Here is an 18,078-nt window from a genome sequence, read left to right on the forward strand (position 1 = left end):
CTCGCGCATTTGTCCAAGATAAAAGAGTTAACGCTGAGCTAACTCTTCATTCCATGGTATCAAAGGCAAGACTTGGTTTGGCATTGAGGTCCAAGTCTGCAAAGTTTTCTTTGTTCCACTCGCTGACACTGGCATAGGCAATCATACCTGCATTGTCTCCACAGAGACGCAGGGGTGGAATAATGACCTTGACATCAGTGATTTCAGCTGCTAAGCGTTCTCTGAGACCTTTATTGGCAGCCACACCACCAGCCACAACTAAGGTTTTAACAGGATATTTTTCTAAGGCCTTCTTGGTTTTTACCATGAGAATATCCATGACAGCTGCTTGGAAGGAAGCACACAAATCCTCTGTAGACAAGCTTTCTCCCTTTTGCTCAGCATTGTGATGCAGATTGATAAAGGAAGATTTCAAACCTGAGAATGAGAACTCCAGATTGTCTTCCTTAATCATGGCACGAGGGAAATCATACACATCCTGACCTTTATGAGCCAATTCGTCAATCTCACGACCTGCTGGATAGGTCAAGCCCATGACACGACCGACCTTATCATAGGCCTCACCAACTGCATCATCTCGGGTTTCGCCAACAATCTTGTAATCACCAGCCTCAGACACATAGACCAACTCTGTGTGTCCACCGCTGACTAGAAGGGCTAGCAAAGGAAACTCCAAGGGTTCCACACTTTGAGCTGCCATGAGGTGACCAGCCATGTGATTCACAGGAATCAGAGGAAGTCCATGAGCCCAAGCAAAGGCCTTAGCAGCTGACAAGCCAACCAGCAAGGCTCCGACCAAGCCTGGTCCGTAGGTAACCGCAACAGCTGTCACATCCTCTTCGGTAATCCCTGCTTCTGCTAACGCCTCCTCGATACAGGCTGTAATGACTTCGACATGGTGACGACTGGCTACTTCTGGCACTACTCCACCAAAACGTTTGTGACTCTCAATTTGACTAGCAATGACATTGGACAAGAGCTCGTCATCGTTTTTCAGTACGGCGACACTGGTCTCATCACAGGATGTCTCAAATGCTAAAATATATCTATCCTTCATCTATTTCTCTCTTCATGATGATGGCGTCCTCGACCGGATCATGGTAATAAGCCTTTCTCTCAGCGATGACCGCCATCTTTTCTTTCTTGTAAAATGCTTGCGCTCTGTGATTTGACTTTCTGACTTCGAGGAAAACTTCCTTGTCTGTCGGTAATTGAGCAAACAAGGCTGATGCAACCTTCTGACCTTGATAGGCTCCTTTTACAGCGATTTGCAGGACTTCTGCTTCAAAAAGATTTTCCTGCACGGTTAGAAAGCCAATCACTTCTGCCCCATCATAAGCTAGAGCATACCAGATTTGGTTTTGAGACAAATCCGCTTGGATTTGTTCCAGAGTCCAAGGGCTGACTGGGTAAACAGCTGCCATAACCGCATAGATGGCTTGAGCCAAGTTAGGCTGTTTTTGAATTCGTTTAATTTCTATCATAGGCGCTTAATGTAAGACTCGCCAGACTCAGTATGGCTCTTGAGCCAATTTTCCTCAGCTTCGACACGCTTGAGGTAATTCGGTACAAAATCGTGCAAAGAGTCTGCTTCCTTGTCCCAAGCCCAGAGGGCTAGATTGGCTGCATTTGGCAAAGTTTCTTGGTAGTTAGCCTGTGGTAATTGCTCTTGAATCTGCTCGACAAAGGCACCCACTTCACCAACAAAGGTTACCTGCTCGGCATCCTTGATTTGCTCTAGGACCTCCTCAAAAGACAAGTGAGCCTCGGGAAATACAGGCTGGGCATTTTCATAAAATCCTGCATAAACATTGTTGCGACGCGCATCCATCAGAGGAACCACCAAACCTTGCTGCTGGCTTGGTACCAGAGCTAAAAGGCTAGACATCCCGACTAACTCAATGTTTAGGGTATGAGCCAAGGTCTTGGCAGTTGCTACTGCGATTCGCAAGCCAGTATAACTACCAGGCCCTTCAGCCACCACGATTCGATCCAAATCCTTAGGTGTCCAATCCAAACTTGCCATTAAGAAATCAATAGCAGGCATGAGGGTAATACTGTGATTTTTCTTGATATTAATCGTGGTCTCAGCAAGAGGCTGCTTGTCCTCTAAAATAGCTAGAGAAAGAGCCTTGCTGGACGTATCAAAAGCTAATACTTTCATAACACATTCCTATCTTTTTGTCTGTTTACTATTATACTACAAAAGACTTCGCATGGGAATTTTCTTTGTGTCAAAGAAAGAATAGGCCTTCCGCAAGGCCCTATTCACAAGCCATACTCATTCTGATTCACTCTATTTTTCAAGTCTTTTCACAAGTTTCACTTTCCCATTTCCCTCTTTTACTAATTCACCTTTTTATGTTATAATTGAAGTAATTGTAACGAATCAAGGTCAATCTAGACACAAAAAATCAGATGGAAGCAATCAGCCGCCTAACGGATAATGTTGAATAAAAAATGACCTGAAAACAGAAAGGAAACACATGATTTACAAAGTTTTTTATCAAGAAACAAAAGACCGTAGCCCACGACGTGAAACTACACGCTCACTTTACCTGGACATTGATGCAAGCTCTGAACTTGAGGGACGTATCATTGCTCGTCAACTCGTCGAAGAAAATCGCCCAGAATATAATATCGAATACATCGAACTTTTAACTGACAAATTGTTAGACTATGAAAAAGAAACGGGTGTATTTGAAGTTACGGAGTTCTAATATGACTTATACTCTTAAACCAGAAGAAGTCGGCGTTTTTGCCATCGGTGGTCTAGGAGAAATCGGGAAAAACACATACGGAATTGAATACCAAGATGAGATTATCATTGTCGATGCAGGGATTAAATTCCCAGAAGATGACCTACTTGGTATCGACTATGTAATTCCCGACTATTCTTATATTGTGGACAATATCGACCGTGTTAAGGCTGTCTTGATTACACACGGGCACGAAGATCATATCGGAGGAATTCCTTTCCTTCTCAAGCAAGCAAATGTCCCTATTTATGCAGGACCACTTGCTCTTGCTCTCATTCGTGGAAAACTCGAAGAACACGGACTTTTACGCAACGCTAAACTTTACGAAATCAATCACAACACTGAGTTGACCTTTAAACATCTCAAGGCAACTTTCTTTAAAACAACTCACTCGATTCCAGAGCCTTTGGGGATCGTCATCCATACGCCTCAAGGGAAAATCGTCTGTACAGGTGACTTCAAGTTCGACTTTACTCCCGTTGGAGATCCTGCGGACTTGCACCGTATGGCAGCCCTAGGAGAAGACGGTGTGCTTTGCTTACTATCTGACTCAACAAATGCTGAAGTCCCAACCTTTACCAACTCTGAAAAAGTCGTTGGTCAGTCGATTATGAAGATTATCCAAGGTATTGAAGGACGCATTATCTTTGCATCTTTTGCCTCAAATATCTTCCGTCTTCAACAGGCGACAGAAGCCGCTGTTAAGACTGGACGCAAGATTGCTGTCTTTGGTCGTTCTATGGAAAAAGCTATCGTCAACGGGATTGAGCTTGGCTACATAAAGGCACCTAAAGGAACCTTTATCGAACCAAATGAAATTAAAGACTATCCTGCAGGCGAAATCCTTATCCTTTGTACGGGTAGTCAAGGTGAGCCTATGGCAGCTCTCTCTCGTATTGCTAATGGAACCCACCGTCAGGTGCAACTCCAACCAGGAGATACGGTCATCTTCTCTTCTAGCCCAATCCCTGGAAATACTACGAGCGTTAACAAACTGATCAATACTATTACTGAGGCTGGCGTGGAAGTCATCCACGGTAAAGTCAACAATATTCACACATCTGGGCACGGTGGTCAGCAAGAACAAAAACTCATGCTTCGCCTGATCAAACCTAAATATTTCATGCCTGTTCACGGTGAATACCGTATGCAAAAAGTTCATGCTGGACTGGCTGTCGATACCGGTGTAGAGAAGGACAATATCTTTATCATGAGTAACGGGGATGTCCTTGCTCTTACAGCCAACTCTGCTCGTATCGCAGGTCATTTCAATGCTCAAGACATTTATGTCGATGGTAATCGTATTGGTGAAATTGGTGCCGCTGTCCTTAAAGACAGACGAGACTTGTCGGAAGATGGTGTTGTTGTCGCAGTTGCAACTGTCGACTTCAAATCTCAAATGATCATCTCTGGACCAGACATTTTGAGTCGCGGTTTCGTCTATATGCGTGAATCAGGAGATTTGATTCGTCAAAGCCAACGCATTCTTTTCAACGCTATTCGTATCGCTTTGAAAAACAAGGATGCTACTGTGCAATCCATTAACGGTGCTATTGTCAATGCCATTCGCCCCTTCTTGTATGAGAATACGGAACGTGAGCCTATCATCATACCAATGGTACTCACACCCGATGAAGAAGAATAACAAAAAGTTGGAGTCTAACGACTCCAACTTTTTTATTTTACAATAACCTCATAGCGTGTTTTGCTTGTAAAAGATTGCCCTGCTTTGAGAATCACTTGATCTTTGAAATCGCTGTGGATAGCGTCTGGCAAGGCTTGTGCTTCAAGAGCAACTCCATTGTGCTGTAGCATTGGTTGACCAGCGATGATGACACTCTCATCCACAAAGTTTGCAGTATAAACGACCAGACAAGGAGCTTGCGTTTTAAAGAATAAAAGGCGACCAGATTCTGGGTCATAAAGAGAACCCGCACGATCAAACCCTCGTGAAAGAGCAAACGGATGATCTAGCCCTGATACAAGTTGAATTTGCTCATCTTTGTCTGCAAAAATATCTTTCAATAAAGCTCCATTAGCAATCTGTTGAACGACATGACGACTCGCATCTGGAGTTTTCTCAGGAACTCCATCGGCTGCGATTGGATAAATGCCTTCTGTATTTAATTGAAAGACATGATGATCAACTGTCTTTGTGAAATCCCCAGAGAGATTGAAATAGCTGTGGTTGGTTGGATTGACCAAGGTATCTTGATCCGTTGTTACCTTGTAGTGAATCTCATAGGCACCTCTTTCTTCCAATTGATAGCTAATCCAAATCTTCAGATTGCCAGGAAAACCGCCTGTCCCATCTGCTCGTTCTGTATAAAGGGTCAAGCCATGGTCGCTCACTTCGACCAACTCAAACAGGCTAGAATCCCAGCCGGTCGAACCACTGTGGTTGCAGTTGCTTTCATTATTAACTTCTAAGTTATAGATTTGTCCGTTTAAGTCAAAGCTAGCTTCAGCAATGCGGCCTGCCACAGGACCAACACTTGCACCGTGTTTAGGAGTATTTCCTACATAACTGGCAAATTCATCAAAACCTAGAATAACATTAGCGAAATGTCCCTTCTTATCAGGAGTGACATAACGTAAAATAGTGGCACCGTAATTCATAACTTCTAGTTGATAACCAGCATCTGTTTCAAAGTGATAAGCTATCACATCCTGACCCTTAACATGCCCAAATATCCGCTCTGTGTAGGTCTTCATCTTATCTCCTTATTTTTTAAATTCGTGAATAATGACGCCTTGTACCACTCGGTTAACAGTTCCTGTAGGAGAAGGTGTGTCTGGTTTATTTTTCACCTTAAGTGAAGTCAAAAGTGCAAAAAGCTGACCGTAAACAATATATGGGAAAACGCGGTAAATGTCCGTCAAGACACCACCACAGCCAAGCACGACTTCCTTGACATTTTCTAGATCAAAGGCTTGATCACTCAAGAGAACAACGCGACGAGCAATTTTATCTCCTGCAACTTCACGCACAAGGTCAAGATCATATTGGCGCGTGTAATCTCTAGTTGATCCAAATATCAAAACAATTGTCTGATCATTGATCAAAGATTTTGGACCATGACGGAAACCAACTGGACTTTCATACATAGTTGCGACTTGTCCCGCTGTCAATTCCAAAATTTTAAGTTGAGCTTCATGTGAAAGGCCAAAGAAAGGACCCGCGCCAAGATAGATGACACGATTAAAGTCTAAATCTACCAATTCTTTCACATCGGCTACATTGTCAAGTACTTTACGAGCCAAACGAACCAAGACTTCAAAACGTTCTGCTTTGATAGCAAATTCTGTTGGGTCAAAGACCAAGAGAGCTGTCAACATCATGGAAGTAAAACTAGAAGTCATGGCAAAGCCTGCGTCGTTAGAAGGCGCCGGTTGCAAAAGCAAGAGGTTGCGGTCATCACCATGTGCTTGGAGGGCTAGTTTCCCTTCAGCCGCACATGTGATGGTCACCTGATAAAGATCATCAACCAAAGATTTAGCTAAATCAACAGTTGCCACACTTTCAGGTGAATTCCCACTACGAGCAAAAGAAACTAAAATCGTCGCCACATCTTTTTTCAGATAAATCTGTGGATTAGCCACAATGTCAGTTGTCGCAATCGCATTAAAGTTCCATTTACGTTCATCATAGACTTCCTTAAAGTAAGGCACCAAGGTGTCTCCCACATAGGCTGATGTCCCAGCACCCGTCAAGATAACTTTGATATAGTCATGCTTTTCTGCAATTCCTTGCAAGAAGGCTGCGATTTCTTCACGCTTTTCTGTATAAGTTTGGAAAGCATCTTCCCACACATCTGGTTGTTGATAAATTTCACGTGTCGTGATTTCAGCACCCAGCTTGATCAAATCTTCCTTTGTATAATTTAGCATAAGGTTCCTTTCTTTCATTCTCTTTTTCTTATTCAAAATATGGGAATAGGAGTCTTTCCCATTCCCATCTCTATTTTACCAAATTTGTTTCAACAGTTTGTTTGGTGACAATGGTTTAGCAATTTCACGCTGTCACATCTTATTCATCTTCATCGTCATCAAAGCTCGCTAATAGGTCATTGACTTTCACGATGCTTTCTGCAGCACGACTCTGGTAATGAGCCTCTGCACCTGTTAGATTAGCATTGATAAATTCAATCACCATTGGTAGATTCATACCTGCGTACAACTCGATATCTCTGCCTTCCATGATGAGTCGACTCACAACGTTACAAGGCGTGCCTCCTAGGAGATCTGCAAACACAACGAAATCAGATAACTTTTCTATAGTCGCTTCAAACTTGGAAGCAAAATCTTCTGGCCCATCTTCTGGAAGCAGAGCGACTGTATAGATATTGTCTTGTGGGCCCATAATCATTTCTGTACTACCTTTAAGTTCCTCACAAAAATGACCATGACTCACTAATACTAATGATTTAACCATAAAACTTATTTAGGTCCCATTCCAAGTGCGAAATGACCAAAGGCAGATAAAGCCAAAGCAAGCACGATGATGATACCGATAGCTTTTGTAGAGTTCATGCCTTTCTTACCAAGCAACCAGAAGATAAAGGCAGTGAAGATCGCTGGAAGCAAGCGTGGGAAGATTGAGTTCAAGATATCTTGGAAGTCAATCATCTTTTCACCGATTGGCATTTTATAAGAAATATCGAAGTTAATCATTGTTGCTACAAGAGCACCCATCATGAAGACACCAAGTACAGATGCAGCTTCAATCAAAGCTGTCAAAGTGCTTTGCATGTTGTTAATAAGGTTAACCCCTTCTTTGTAGGCAAATTCCAACTGTTTCCAACGGAAGATGTCATACGCTACTGCAACTGCGATCCAAAGGAAGATACCCCAAGGCTGACCAGCAATCGCCATAGTTGCTGCGATAGAACCCATGATAGCAGGAACCAATGAACCAAAGATTGTATCTCCAAGAGGAGCGAATGGTCCCATCAAACCTGTCTTGATACCGTTAACCGCATCTTTTGAACCAACGCCATCTTTTTCTTCCATGGCAAGGTCAAAACCAGCGATGATTGTATGGAAGAATGGTGAAGTGTTGAAGAATTGAGTATGAACTTTCATCATTTCTTTCAACTCAGGAGTTCCATCTCCATACATTTTACGCAATTGAGGCAAGATCATGTAAAGATAACCTGATGCTTGCATCCGTTCATAGTTCCATCCTAATTGGAAAGTGAACAAGCTACGTTTGTTAATTTGATTAAAATCTTCTTTTGTTAATTTGTAATTAGAATTCGTCATCTTCAATTTCCCCACTTTCTGATGGTGTAGAAGGTGCTGCTACAGCTACTTTCTGGCTATTCTTGAAATGAAGAACTGCAAGGAAGATACCTATGATAGAAATACCAATCATAGACAATCCTTTGAAGTTATTTACAAAGCCAAGTTTTTCAGCGACATCAGCAGGAAGAGTACCTACGATACCCGCAACTGCTCCACCAATACCTGTTACATATGAGTAAAGAACAGTCAACATAGCTGTCAAACCAAATCCCAAAGCAAGGTAGTGAAGGTTCCGTCTAACTGGAAGATAACGAAGCAAGATTGCAAATCCAAGACCTGGAAGCATACGACCTGCAAGTGTCAAACCATCTGCCACCCATTGGTATTGTTTCACTAAATCTACAACTGATTGTACAAATTCGCCACCAAAAGCAAGGGCGAAGAAGACTGGAAGGGCACGAGAGAGAGCCCATGGAATAGCACCAAGAAGATAGTTGCGTTCGATTCCTTTGTAGTCAAAGCGTTCGATTGCAGCATCCACACGGTGAGCGAAGAATGTTGTGGTCATACGACCCAATACATCAAAGTAAGTTAAAAGTGCAGCTACCGGTACAGCAATCGTAGTAATCGCAAGCGCTGTATCAATTCCTTGAGAAACAGAGAAGGCTGTTGCAAGGACGGCACCAGAAGTTGCGTCGATACGAGAAGCACCACCGAAGGTACCAACCCCAAGAACGAACAATTGCAAGCTACCACCGATAAACAAACCAGTTGCCAAATCTCCCATGACCAAACCAGTGATAAAACCAGCAAATACAGGGGAACCTGCAGATGAAACGATTGTCAACTCATCACAGATTTGATAAGCTGAGTACAAAGTGAGAAGTAAAATTTGCCACCATTGTATCATAACAATGACCTCCTAAAAATTTTTCCTATTTTAATAAACTCAAAAAGTCTGATACTGGATCGTTGGGAACCATTTGAGCGGTTAATTTAACACCTTTTTCTGCGAGTTTGTGGAAATCTTCCACATCCTTGTCTACTACGTTGATTGAACGTGTGATCGAACGTGTTTCAGGTGTCTGAGACATATTTCCAACATTGAGTGTTTCAAGTGGAACACCTGCTTCAACCAAACCAAGGAAGCGGTCTGGCTTACGAGCTACGATAAATAGACGTTGACTATCGTATTTCCCAGCAAGAATATTTGCTGCAGCTTTTTCGATTGGCAGAATACTCAATTTCACACCTGGTGGTGTTGCAAGTTTTAAGCCACTTTTTTCAACATCATTATTGACAACGTCATTATCTACAACCATAATCCGTGAAACATTTAGTTTAGCAGTCCAAAGATTGGCTACTTGTCCGTGGATCAAACGTCCATCAATACGGCATCCTACGATTGTCATAAGTTTTCCCCCTTTATGTCTTTTTGTGTAGGTTTATCAGTTAAATGTATGTGTTCTTTATAATTTCCTTCTGTTTCAAATACGATAATACGATTCGCACCTGTGTGAAGATAACTATGAGGAATATAAAGTGATAAGATTGGTCCGACATTCCAGAAACGTCCCAGTGGATGGCCATTAACGAAGGCCACGCCTTTCCCAAACTCAGTTAGATCCAAGTAAGTATCCTTCGGCTCTTTTATGTCAAAGTCATAAGCATAAAAGGCAGGTTGTCCTTCTGTCCATCCCTTTGAAAAATCAATGTTCTCAGGATGATCGAGTGGAAGTGGATATTGTTTCCAATCAGTCAAGAAATGTAAGTCCTTGCAGACACCTGTACGGATTCCCTTTCGCTGCGTGTCTGCTAGGAATTTATGCCCATAATTGACACGCCCCATATTTTCAATCAGGATATCAATATTAGAGAGCGCTTTCTTTTTTCCTTGACAAAAGATATCTTCACCGATTTCTGTCTGGTACTGAGTTGCAATCCATCTTCCGTCAACATAGAGCTGAGCTCTATCACGACCATCAATGATTCGAATCCGTTCTTCATCTGCATCCCAACTAGCTTTTGTACGATAGAGTAGGTAGCCATAACTTTGGCCTAACTCTTCCATTTTCTTAGGATAGAGACTTTCTATTGGACTTGATAGACTATCTAAGGTTGCAAATAAGGAAACTTTTTCAGCCAGAGGTATCGCTTCTACTTTGGTACTTTCCTTGTAGAGTGGTTCTAGCTGTGGATACTCAGGAAAGTGAGTCGCCATCATTTCTTTCACTGCCAAGTATTTGGCTGTTGGATTTCCCGCTTCATCGAGTAGAGCATCATAATCATAAGATGTGACCTGTGGTAAATCCAGAGTGCCTCTAGCGGAGCAACCGTTCATAAAGCCAAAGTTTGTACCACCGTGGAACATGTAAAGGTTAATAGAGCCCTGCTCTATAACCTCGCGAACGGCATCTGCCAGTTCTTTGGGATCACGTTTGATAATCGGTTCTTTCCAACGGTTAAACCAGCCGTCCCAAAACTCCATACACATGAGCGGCCATTTCTTGCCGTGCTCATCTAAGAACTCTTGCATCTGTGAGAAATTATAAGCAGCTTTGGAGCCAAAATTCCCAGTCACAAAGAGATCATCCTCAATCAAGGTTCCAGCTTTAAGAGTAGCTCGCCATGGACCATCTGATGTAAAGAGCAGACAAGTAGCACCACGCTCTTCCATCAAACGACGAATCGCTCTCAGGTAAGCCTTATCTTCGCCATAGGATCCATACTCATTTTCGACTTGCATCATGAGAATGTTTCCACCGTTTTCCAATAATCTCGGAACTAAACGTGGAAACAACTGATCATAGTAGCGGCCAACCATTTCAATAAAAGCTGGGTCAGACGATCGAATTCTCATATTCTTGGTCAAAAGCCATGCAGGTAAACCACCGAATTCCCACTCTGCACAGATAAATGGAGAAGGACGTACAATAGCATATAAGCCCAGATCTTGTGCAATTTGTAGAAATCTCTCTAAATCAAGATTACCTTCAAAGTTAAATTTTCCTTCAGTAGGTTCATGCATGTTCCAAGCTACATAAGTCTCAACTGTGTTAAAACCTAAAGCTTTGAGATTATACAATGAATGATGCCAATCTTCCTCAGGAATTCTAAAATAGTGAATGGCACCAGACAAAATCTTGAATGGTTTTCCATCCAGATAGAATTCATCTTTAATTTTAAACCTAGCCATTCTTCCTCCCTTAAAAACGAAAGAGTTTGCGCTTTCATGTATTGTTATATCAACTATAAACTAATATTGACTTAATGTCAATACTTTTTGAATTTTTCTTTTAAATTTTTCTATTTTTTCTGAATATTTTCTTAAAATTGTCTCAAAATCTATAAAACTCGCATTTTAAATACCTGGAAAATATAAAATAAAACATAAATTATTTGCACATACTCTAATTTCTTATATCCAATATTATAATTTTTTATCGCTTTTCTACTCTTTTTTTCGATTTTATGTTAGAATCATAAGTGGAGAAGGAAAAAATGAGGTGAAAATATGGCAATTCCAAAGTATCAATACATTAAAGATGAATTAAAAAATAAGATTATTTCTGGCCAATTTGCTAGCGGAGACAAGTTCTACACTGAAGCAGAATTAATTTCCATGTATGATGTTAGTTCCATCACAGTGGTTCGTGCCTTAAATGACCTTGCTAAAGATGGTTACATTGTTCGCCAACAAGGTAAAGGAACTTTCGTAGCACGTGCCCGTAAGCATAAACTCGTTGAATTTTCTGATGTAGAAATCTTCGAAACTAAAGATGATAAGGTAACCGTTCTTTCCATCGAACGTGGGAACGATTTTAAATATCTAGAAAAGCTTGGTCTACGCAACGATCAATTCTATTACAAGATTGAACGTGTTCGCGAAACCAATGGTGTCACCTATATCTATCACAGTTCGTATATCCCTGAGCAATATATCAATGCCAACTATCCAAATCCTGAATACTATAGCTCTATCTATAATCGTTTCAAATTGGATTACCACATTCACATGAATGACGAGCATTTTGAAGAAATTAATGAAATTGTATTCCCAACTCCAGAACATGCCGCTTCTGTCCTAGGAATCGACACTCAATTCCCAACTGTACTACAAACTAAGACAACGAAACTTGAAGCAACTGGCCAAGTTTTGGAATACATCGAAACTTACAAACGTTCTGATTTCTACAAAATCAAATTCATTTCTTGTGATCGAGATCACTAATAAATAAAAATCTGAGGCAATGTTGCCCCAGATTTTTTAATTTTATTGAGATCGTCAATATAGAAAATAGTAAAAAAGCGAGACTCTCATCTCGCTTTTTTACCGTTTTAATCCCCAAGTCCAATTCGTTCAAAGATTTCATCCACCCGTTTAGTGTAGTAAGTTGGGTTGAAGATTTCGTCGATTTCTTCTTGAGTGAGGCGTGAAGTCACTTCTGGATCAGCTTCAAGAAGTGGCTTGAAGTCAACTTGGTTATCCCATGATTGGGCAGTCTTCGGTTGAACAAGGTCGTAAGCTTGCTCACGCGTCATGCCTTTTTCAATCAAAGTCAACATGGCACGTTGACTGAATATCAAACCAAATGTAGAGTTCATGTTGCGTTTCATGTTTTCTGGGAAGACTGTCAAGTTCTTAACTATGTTTCCAAAACGGTTAAGCATGTAGTCAATCAAGATGGTTGTATCTGGTGTGATGATACGCTCAGCTGATGAGTGAGAGATATCACGTTCATGCCAGAGTGACACATTTTCATAAGCTGTCACCATGTGACCACGGATGACACGCGCCAAACCTGTCATGTTTTCAGAACCAATAGGATTACGCTTGTGAGGCATTGCTGAAGACCCTTTTTGCCCCTTCGCAAAGAACTCCTCCACTTCACGTTGTTCTGATTTTTGAAGACCACGAATTTCAGTTGCCATACGCTCGATAGATGTTGCGATGCTCGCAAGAACTGCAAAGTACTCAGCGTGAAGGTCACGAGGGAGAACCTGTGTAGAGATTTCTTGAGCACGGATACCCAATTTATCGCAGACGTATTTTTCAACGAATGGTGGGATGTTGGCAAAGTTACCAACCGCACCAGAAATCTTACCAGCTTCCACACCTGCAGCCGCATGCTCAAAACGTTCGATGTTCCGTTTCATTTCGCTGTACCAAGTCGCCAATTTAAGACCAAAGGTTGTCGGCTCAGCGTGCACACCGTGGGTACGACCCATCATGATAGTGAACTTGTGTTCTTTCGCTTTGTCAGCGATGATGTTAAGGAAGTTTTCAAGGTCTTTGCGGATGATGTCGTTAGCTTGTTTGTAGAGGTAACCATAGGCAGTATCGACCACGTCAGTAGATGTCAAACCATAGTGAACCCACTTACGCTCTTCACCAAGAGTCTCAGAAACCGCACGTGTGAAAGCTACCACATCGTGGCGAGTCTCCTGCTCGATCTCCAAAATACGGTCGATGTCAAAGTCCGCTTTTTCACGAATCAAAGCCACATCTTCCTTAGGGATTTCTCCCAATTCAGCCCATGCCTCGTCAGCCAAGATTTCCACCTCAAGCCACGCACGGTATTTATTTTCTTCAGTCCAAATGTTCGCCATTTCTGGGCGAGAGTATCGTTCGATCATTGTTTTATTTTCCTTTCTTTTGATGTTTCACATCAGCTAGCAAGCGAGGGAAACTTATTATATCTATTTACCTTCAATGGCCTTGGTTTGCCTGTATTCAAATGCTTCAGCATCTTCATTCAGCTCTACCGTTAATTCTTTATGGGTTGCTAGAATATTTCTAATTTCTTCAAAGGAAACTTTGAAATACTCTTTTCGTCCATTCACCTTATTTACTTTATAATTAGCAAGTTGATTGTGTAATTCTGTTTCCAGTGCAAATGCTTCCTCACTAAATATCAACGCATGAACATCAAATTGGAATGGTACAGATGCACTACTCAATTCCCTAATTCGTTCCAATGGTTCTAAACGGCGAGTTACTCCAATTTTATATACATCTTCACCAAAAGAACCTATGTTAGATATTACATATACATATCCTGCCGTTGCATGGCCTTCTCTATAATCAATATCTTCTTCAATTTCATCTAATTCAGATAGTTTATCTTGATATTCAGCTAATTGGCGTCTGAGTTCATCTACTTCATCATTTTTTGCTTCTTTCAGTAACTCCGTTACCTTGGCAACCATATTCTTAAAGTGATCTCTGTCCTTCTCCAATTGTTTTCGTTTCGATTTAATCTCAGCTTGAAGTTTTTTATCTTCTCGTTCCTTTTCTCGTTGTTCACGAAGCAACTCTTTTTCTTCTTGTTTCTGAAGTTCGTACTCAGCTGCTAAACGTAGCTCTTCAATTTTCAAGTCTAAATATGGATAAGTGATTTCAATTAAATTCCGTGAATACATTTTATTCAACTGTTCAAATACTTTTCTTAAAGCTTTAATTTTATTATCAACATTTACCACTGAAACCTTGACTAAGAGAGCATCAGCCTCACCATTAAAGCCTCTTAAAGCTGCTTTAATTAGTTGATTCTGCATAGCCTTTCCTTTACTTTTACTATTATCTAAAAGCATCGGAGTGATTATTCTCCCAGCAGTTCCATTTTTAATCATGGATTTTTGTTGTATTCTTAAAGAATCTAATTTATCTTTATACTTTGTACTATCCGAGAAGCTATATTGTCTTTCAAAGAAACCAAATTCCTGCAAATTTAGATTGCCATTTGCCACAGCAATTTCCTCATTTAATCGAGCTAACTCATTCCTCTTTTGAGCAAGCTCCGTATCTAACGAAATTACATCCTTCCCTTTTTTTATTTGTTGCTCCAATTTGGCTAGTTCTATCTTTTTTATTTCAATATCATCAGTAAGTTTCTGTAACTTAGCTTCTAATACTTCATCTTTTGGTTTTCCGAAATTAAATAATCCCATAATTTTTACTCAAACTCTTCTTTTCCAAACTCATCCACACTATCCGGCACATCACTAAACAAAGTCACATGTCCCATCTTGCGGTTGTGCTTCGCTTCTATTTTACCATACAGGTGGAGGTGGGCGCTTGGATTTTCTGTGACATATTTTTCAGCAGCCTCAACATGCTGGCCGAGAACATTGAGCATGACGGCTGGGGCATGCAGTTTGATAGTTGGTAATGGTGCTCCGAGAACACCCAAGATATGGGTATCAAACTGGGAAAAGTCACAAGCTTCAATTGAATAATGCCCTGAGTTATGTGGGCGTGGGGCGATCTCATTGACAATGATATCATCAGCTGTCGCAAACATTTCCACACAAAGGGTTCCAGAAAGGTTGAGTTGTTCAGCGATTCGAACTGCCATGGATTTAGCCTTGTCTGCTAGACTTTCTGAAATGCGTGCAGGCACGATAGTTTTAGAGAGAATGTTGTTACGGTGGATATTTTCCTGAACTGGGAAAACCGTCACGTCCTTGCCATTTCCTGACACGATGACAGAAATTTCAAGGTCAAAGTTGACAAATTCTTCCAAGACACAAGCTGCTGAGTCAGCTAGCGCATAGGCTTCTTCCAAATCTTCTGCTGAGCGAATGACCTTCTGACCATGCCCATCGTAACCACCTGTCGCAGTCTTGAGGACATAGTTTTTCGACAGGTCAATATCTGCCAAGTCTTGACTTGAGGTCACGACCTTGTATGGAGCCACTGTTACTTGAGCCTTGTTGGAAAGGAAATCCTTCTCAAAAATGCGATTTTGAGAAATGCGAAGTAGGTCTGTCCCTTGAGGGAGTTGTCCATCCCTGATGACTGCATCCAAACCGTCAGCATCGACATTTTCAAACTCATAAGTGAGGACATCACATCGCTCCGCCAACTGACGAAGGGCGTCCACATCATTATAAGGAGCTACGATGATTTCCGCCACACGTGAGGCCGGACAATCGACTGCAGGATCCAAGGCGATAACCTTGTGCCCCATGTAGATAGCTGAGATGGCCATCATCTGACCCAGCTGACCGCCACCGATAATTCCGATTGTTTTAGATGAGCTCATTACTAGACTCCTCTGCGATTTTTCCTTGTTCTTCTGCATAATCTGCCAAAGCTGTCGCAATAGCCTGATCCTCCACTGATAGGAGACGGAGGGCAAATAGGGCCGCATTGGTCGCACCTGCTTCACCGATAGCCATAGTTGCGACTGGCACTCCACCTGGCATCTGAACAATCGAATAGAGCGAATCCACACCGCTAAGAGCACGAGACTTGACGGGTACCCCGATAACTGGAAGGATTGTTTTAGCAGCAACCATCCCTGGCAAGTGAGCTGCGCCTCCAGCGCCCGCGATAATGACCTTAATCCCACGGCTACGTGCTTCTTCGGCATGTTTAAACATGAGGTCTGGTGTACGGTGTGCGGAAACAACTTTCTTTTCGTAGGCCACACCAAAACGGTCTAGGACTTCTGCTGTTTTTTGCATGGTTGCCCAGTCGGATTTGGAGCCCATGATGATGGAAATAATTGGTTTAGTCATAATTTTTCCTTTTTCTTCTTTTTTGATAATGGTCTTAGGTGGTGGGGACGGAAGCAAACCTTCGGTTTCATTCCTAAAATTTGAGCCTAAGTCTCAAATTTTCCCTAGACCAGAACAGAAATTGTTCTGGTCTTTTCACCACGGTGACCATTATCGGATTTGGCGACTCAGTCGCTTTTGAAATTTTATTTGTTAGCTTTGCTACCAATGTCATTTCGGTAGAAGAGGCCTTCTGTGTTTTGTTTGTTGAGTTCGTTGTAGATAATGTTTTGGCCGTCTTTGACGGTGTCTGCTGTTGTGACGAGCATGTAGACACGTCCGCCGTTTGAGAGGAGGTCTTCCCCATTTTCAGCGAATTTTGCTCCTGCATAATAAGTGATGATGTCACCGTCTGTCTTGGCTGGAAGCTTGACACCCTTCTCATAAGCGAGTGGATAGCCGTTTGATGCTACAACCACGCCCAGTGTCACACCCTTGTCCGTCCAAGTGATGGCTGGCTCTTTGCCATCCAAAATGTCAGTGATATTTTGCGCAAAGTCAGATGTCAAACGAGGCAAGATGATTTGTGTTTCAGGATCACCAAAACGTGAGTTGAACTCGATGACTTTCGGTCCATCAGCTGTTAAGATAAGACCAGCATAAAGAACACCAAGATACGGACGACCTTCTTTGATCATGCCTTCAAGAACTGGCTTGACAATAGTGTCAACCGCTGTGTCAACCACGCTCTGTGGCAAGTGAGGAACCGGCGCATAGGCACCCATCCCACCAGTATTAGGACCCTTGTCACCATCGTAGGCACGTTTATGGTCCTGAGCTGTTGGCATGATGTAGAACTTGTCCCCATTGACAAAGGCAAAGAGAGAAAATTCTTCCCCGTCAAGGAATTCCTCGATGACTACACGCGCACCTGAATCACCGAATTTATTGTCCAAAAGCATCTCATGAGCGGCTTCGATGGCTTGCTCAACTGTCTCCGCAACGACGACACCTTTCCCAAGGGCCAAGCCGTCTGCCTTGACGACGATTGGAGCGCCTTTTTCTTCGATGTAGGCCTTGGCTTCTTCGAAATCTGAAAAGGTTCCATAGGCTGCTGTCGGAACGTCGTATTTGACCATGATTTCCTTAGCAAAATCCTTGGACCATTCCAGTTCAGCTGCAGCCTTGGTCGGACCAAAAGCCTTGAGACCAGCTGCATTAAAATCATCCACGATACCAGCTGCAAGGGCATCATCTGGGCCAATAAAGGTCCAAGCAATATCGTTGACTTTTGCGAAGTCAATCAGCTTAGAATGTTCGGAAATAGAGATATTTACCAAATCAAGTCTATCTAAGATCATCCCGTCATTCCCAGGAGCCACGAAAACTTGCTCAACGTCCTTAGACTCCAACAACTTTTTGGCAATCGCGTGCTCACGACCACCTGAGCCAACAACTAACAGTTTCATCTCTCAACCTCTTTTGCGAATTATTTACTAATATTATATCATAAACGTTCGTTTTAATCTTGTTTCGTTAAGTTTTTTTAAACAAAAAAGGAAAGAAA

The 18,078-nt window shown here is 42.0% G+C and carries 18 protein-coding genes; 3 read left to right on the forward strand and 15 right to left on the reverse strand.

What is annotated here, in order from left to right; translation table 11 throughout:
• Positions 1-46 precede the first annotated feature (46 nt).
• Genes tsaD through tsaB form a run of 3 tightly spaced genes read right to left on the reverse strand, consistent with a single transcriptional unit; the run spans position 47 to position 2,164 of the window.
• Positions 47-1,057, reverse strand: coding sequence for a tRNA (adenosine(37)-N6)-threonylcarbamoyltransferase complex transferase subunit TsaD (tsaD, locus tag HMPREF3237_RS00805; protein ID WP_070888516.1), 1,011 nt, complete (start codon positions 1,055-1,057; stop codon positions 47-49).
• A complete protein-coding gene (rimI, locus tag HMPREF3237_RS00810; protein WP_070888517.1) occupies positions 1,047-1,484 on the reverse strand; it encodes a ribosomal protein S18-alanine N-acetyltransferase in 438 nt (145 codons plus the stop codon). Before rimI ends, tsaD begins: the two co-directional genes overlap by 11 nt.
• Positions 1,481-2,164, reverse strand: coding sequence for a tRNA (adenosine(37)-N6)-threonylcarbamoyltransferase complex dimerization subunit type 1 TsaB (gene tsaB, locus HMPREF3237_RS00815; protein ID WP_070888518.1), 684 nt, complete (start codon positions 2,162-2,164; stop codon positions 1,481-1,483). Before tsaB ends, rimI begins: the two co-directional genes overlap by 4 nt.
• Before the next feature lie 322 nt (positions 2,165-2,486).
• Between tsaB and HMPREF3237_RS00820 the strand changes: the two genes are divergently transcribed.
• Both HMPREF3237_RS00820 and rnjA read left to right on the forward strand, forming a co-directional pair.
• Complete coding sequence (locus HMPREF3237_RS00820) at positions 2,487-2,720, forward strand: DNA-dependent RNA polymerase subunit epsilon (protein ID WP_006146099.1); 234 nt, start codon at positions 2,487-2,489, stop codon at positions 2,718-2,720.
• 1 nt (position 2,721) lies between these two features.
• Complete coding sequence (gene rnjA / locus HMPREF3237_RS00825) at positions 2,722-4,404, forward strand: ribonuclease J1 (RefSeq protein ID WP_006146098.1); 1,683 nt, start codon at positions 2,722-2,724, stop codon at positions 4,402-4,404.
• A gap of 32 nt (positions 4,405-4,436) precedes the next feature.
• Here the strand turns inward: rnjA and HMPREF3237_RS00830 are convergent, their stop codons facing one another.
• The 7 genes from HMPREF3237_RS00830 to HMPREF3237_RS00860 all read right to left on the reverse strand — a co-directional run bounded on the left by HMPREF3237_RS00830 (position 4,437) and on the right by HMPREF3237_RS00860 (position 11,202).
• The gene (locus tag HMPREF3237_RS00830; RefSeq protein WP_070888519.1) at positions 4,437-5,474 is read right to left on the reverse strand and encodes an aldose epimerase family protein; all 1,038 of its coding nucleotides are present in this window, start codon (positions 5,472-5,474) and stop codon (positions 4,437-4,439) included.
• Between the two features lie 9 nt (positions 5,475-5,483).
• Positions 5,484-6,650, reverse strand: coding sequence for an SIS domain-containing protein (locus HMPREF3237_RS00835; protein ID WP_070888520.1), 1,167 nt, complete (start codon positions 6,648-6,650; stop codon positions 5,484-5,486).
• A gap of 139 nt (positions 6,651-6,789) precedes the next feature.
• Entirely contained in the window at positions 6,790-7,194 is a 405-nt protein-coding gene (locus HMPREF3237_RS00840; protein ID WP_006146095.1) for a PTS sugar transporter subunit IIA, read from the reverse strand.
• 5 nt (positions 7,195-7,199) lie between these two features.
• Positions 7,200-8,024 carry a PTS system mannose/fructose/sorbose family transporter subunit IID gene (locus HMPREF3237_RS00845; protein WP_006146094.1) on the reverse strand — a complete coding sequence of 275 codons (825 nt, stop codon included), beginning with the start codon at positions 8,022-8,024 and terminating at the stop codon, positions 7,200-7,202.
• The gene (locus HMPREF3237_RS00850) at positions 8,011-8,916 is read right to left on the reverse strand and encodes a PTS mannose/fructose/sorbose/N-acetylgalactosamine transporter subunit IIC (RefSeq protein ID WP_006146093.1); all 906 of its coding nucleotides are present in this window, start codon (positions 8,914-8,916) and stop codon (positions 8,011-8,013) included. Before HMPREF3237_RS00850 ends, HMPREF3237_RS00845 begins: the two co-directional genes overlap by 14 nt.
• A 25-nt stretch (positions 8,917-8,941) precedes the next feature.
• The gene (locus HMPREF3237_RS00855; protein WP_070888521.1) at positions 8,942-9,418 is read right to left on the reverse strand and encodes a PTS sugar transporter subunit IIB; all 477 of its coding nucleotides are present in this window, start codon (positions 9,416-9,418) and stop codon (positions 8,942-8,944) included.
• Complete coding sequence (locus HMPREF3237_RS00860) at positions 9,415-11,202, reverse strand: glycoside hydrolase family 35 protein (RefSeq protein WP_070888522.1); 1,788 nt, start codon at positions 11,200-11,202, stop codon at positions 9,415-9,417. Before HMPREF3237_RS00860 ends, HMPREF3237_RS00855 begins: the two co-directional genes overlap by 4 nt.
• Before the next feature lie 318 nt (positions 11,203-11,520).
• Here HMPREF3237_RS00860 and HMPREF3237_RS00865 point away from each other — a divergent pair, with 318 nt between their 5' ends.
• Positions 11,521-12,237 carry a GntR family transcriptional regulator gene (locus tag HMPREF3237_RS00865; RefSeq protein WP_006146090.1) on the forward strand — a complete coding sequence of 239 codons (717 nt, stop codon included), beginning with the start codon at positions 11,521-11,523 and terminating at the stop codon, positions 12,235-12,237.
• A gap of 107 nt (positions 12,238-12,344) precedes the next feature.
• Here the strand turns inward: HMPREF3237_RS00865 and purB are convergent, their stop codons facing one another.
• From purB to purD, 5 genes are all read right to left on the reverse strand, one after another.
• Positions 12,345-13,643 carry an adenylosuccinate lyase gene (gene purB / locus HMPREF3237_RS00870; protein WP_070888523.1) on the reverse strand — a complete coding sequence of 433 codons (1,299 nt, stop codon included), beginning with the start codon at positions 13,641-13,643 and terminating at the stop codon, positions 12,345-12,347.
• A 63-nt stretch (positions 13,644-13,706) separates the two neighbouring features.
• Positions 13,707-14,957, reverse strand: a complete 1,251-nt coding sequence (locus HMPREF3237_RS00875) for an SNIPE associated domain-containing protein (protein ID WP_070888524.1) — start codon at positions 14,955-14,957, stop codon at positions 13,707-13,709.
• Between the two features lie 5 nt (positions 14,958-14,962).
• Positions 14,963-16,054, reverse strand: coding sequence for a 5-(carboxyamino)imidazole ribonucleotide synthase (purK, locus tag HMPREF3237_RS00880; RefSeq protein ID WP_070888525.1), 1,092 nt, complete (start codon positions 16,052-16,054; stop codon positions 14,963-14,965).
• Positions 16,041-16,532 carry a 5-(carboxyamino)imidazole ribonucleotide mutase gene (gene purE, locus HMPREF3237_RS00885; RefSeq protein ID WP_070888526.1) on the reverse strand — a complete coding sequence of 164 codons (492 nt, stop codon included), beginning with the start codon at positions 16,530-16,532 and terminating at the stop codon, positions 16,041-16,043. Before purE ends, purK begins: the two co-directional genes overlap by 14 nt.
• A gap of 185 nt (positions 16,533-16,717) precedes the next feature.
• Positions 16,718-17,980 (reverse strand): phosphoribosylamine--glycine ligase, encoded by a 1,263-nt coding sequence (purD, locus tag HMPREF3237_RS00890; RefSeq protein ID WP_070888527.1) that lies wholly within the window; start codon positions 17,978-17,980, stop codon positions 16,718-16,720.
• Positions 17,981-18,078 lie beyond the last annotated feature (98 nt).

It is taken from the genome of Streptococcus sp. HMSC34B10 (genome assembly GCF_001839505.1).
Taxonomy (GTDB): Bacteria; Bacillota; Bacilli; order Lactobacillales; family Streptococcaceae; genus Streptococcus; species Streptococcus peroris.

Excerpts from the sequence above, each read along its gene's own strand:
- purK (WP_070888525.1), bottom strand. The coding sequence starts at position 16,054 with ATGAGCTCATCTAAAACAATCGGAATTATCGGTGGCGGTCAGCTGGGT.
- HMPREF3237_RS00830 (WP_070888519.1), bottom strand. The coding sequence starts at position 5,474 with ATGAAGACCTACACAGAGCGGATATTTGGGCATGTTAAGGGTCAGGAT.
- HMPREF3237_RS00835 (WP_070888520.1), bottom strand. The coding sequence starts at position 6,650 with ATGCTAAATTATACAAAGGAAGATTTGATCAAGCTGGGTGCTGAAATC.
- tsaD (WP_070888516.1), bottom strand. The coding sequence starts at position 1,057 with ATGAAGGATAGATATATTTTAGCATTTGAGACATCCTGTGATGAGACC.
- HMPREF3237_RS00860 (WP_070888522.1), bottom strand. The coding sequence starts at position 11,202 with ATGGCTAGGTTTAAAATTAAAGATGAATTCTATCTGGATGGAAAACCA.
- HMPREF3237_RS00875 (WP_070888524.1), bottom strand. The coding sequence starts at position 14,957 with ATGGGATTATTTAATTTCGGAAAACCAAAAGATGAAGTATTAGAAGCT.
- HMPREF3237_RS00820 (WP_006146099.1), top strand. The coding sequence starts at position 2,487 with ATGATTTACAAAGTTTTTTATCAAGAAACAAAAGACCGTAGCCCACGA.
- purD (WP_070888527.1), bottom strand. The coding sequence starts at position 17,980 with ATGAAACTGTTAGTTGTTGGCTCAGGTGGTCGTGAGCACGCGATTGCC.
- HMPREF3237_RS00845 (WP_006146094.1), bottom strand. The coding sequence starts at position 8,024 with ATGACGAATTCTAATTACAAATTAACAAAAGAAGATTTTAATCAAATT.
- tsaB (WP_070888518.1), bottom strand. The coding sequence starts at position 2,164 with ATGAAAGTATTAGCTTTTGATACGTCCAGCAAGGCTCTTTCTCTAGCT.
- rnjA (WP_006146098.1), top strand. The coding sequence starts at position 2,722 with ATGACTTATACTCTTAAACCAGAAGAAGTCGGCGTTTTTGCCATCGGT.
- purE (WP_070888526.1), bottom strand. The coding sequence starts at position 16,532 with ATGACTAAACCAATTATTTCCATCATCATGGGCTCCAAATCCGACTGG.
- HMPREF3237_RS00840 (WP_006146095.1), bottom strand. The coding sequence starts at position 7,194 with ATGGTTAAATCATTAGTATTAGTGAGTCATGGTCATTTTTGTGAGGAA.
- HMPREF3237_RS00850 (WP_006146093.1), bottom strand. The coding sequence starts at position 8,916 with ATGATACAATGGTGGCAAATTTTACTTCTCACTTTGTACTCAGCTTAT.
- purB (WP_070888523.1), bottom strand. The coding sequence starts at position 13,643 with ATGATCGAACGATACTCTCGCCCAGAAATGGCGAACATTTGGACTGAA.
- HMPREF3237_RS00855 (WP_070888521.1), bottom strand. The coding sequence starts at position 9,418 with ATGACAATCGTAGGATGCCGTATTGATGGACGTTTGATCCACGGACAA.
- rimI (WP_070888517.1), bottom strand. The coding sequence starts at position 1,484 with ATGATAGAAATTAAACGAATTCAAAAACAGCCTAACTTGGCTCAAGCC.
- HMPREF3237_RS00865 (WP_006146090.1), top strand. The coding sequence starts at position 11,521 with ATGGCAATTCCAAAGTATCAATACATTAAAGATGAATTAAAAAATAAG.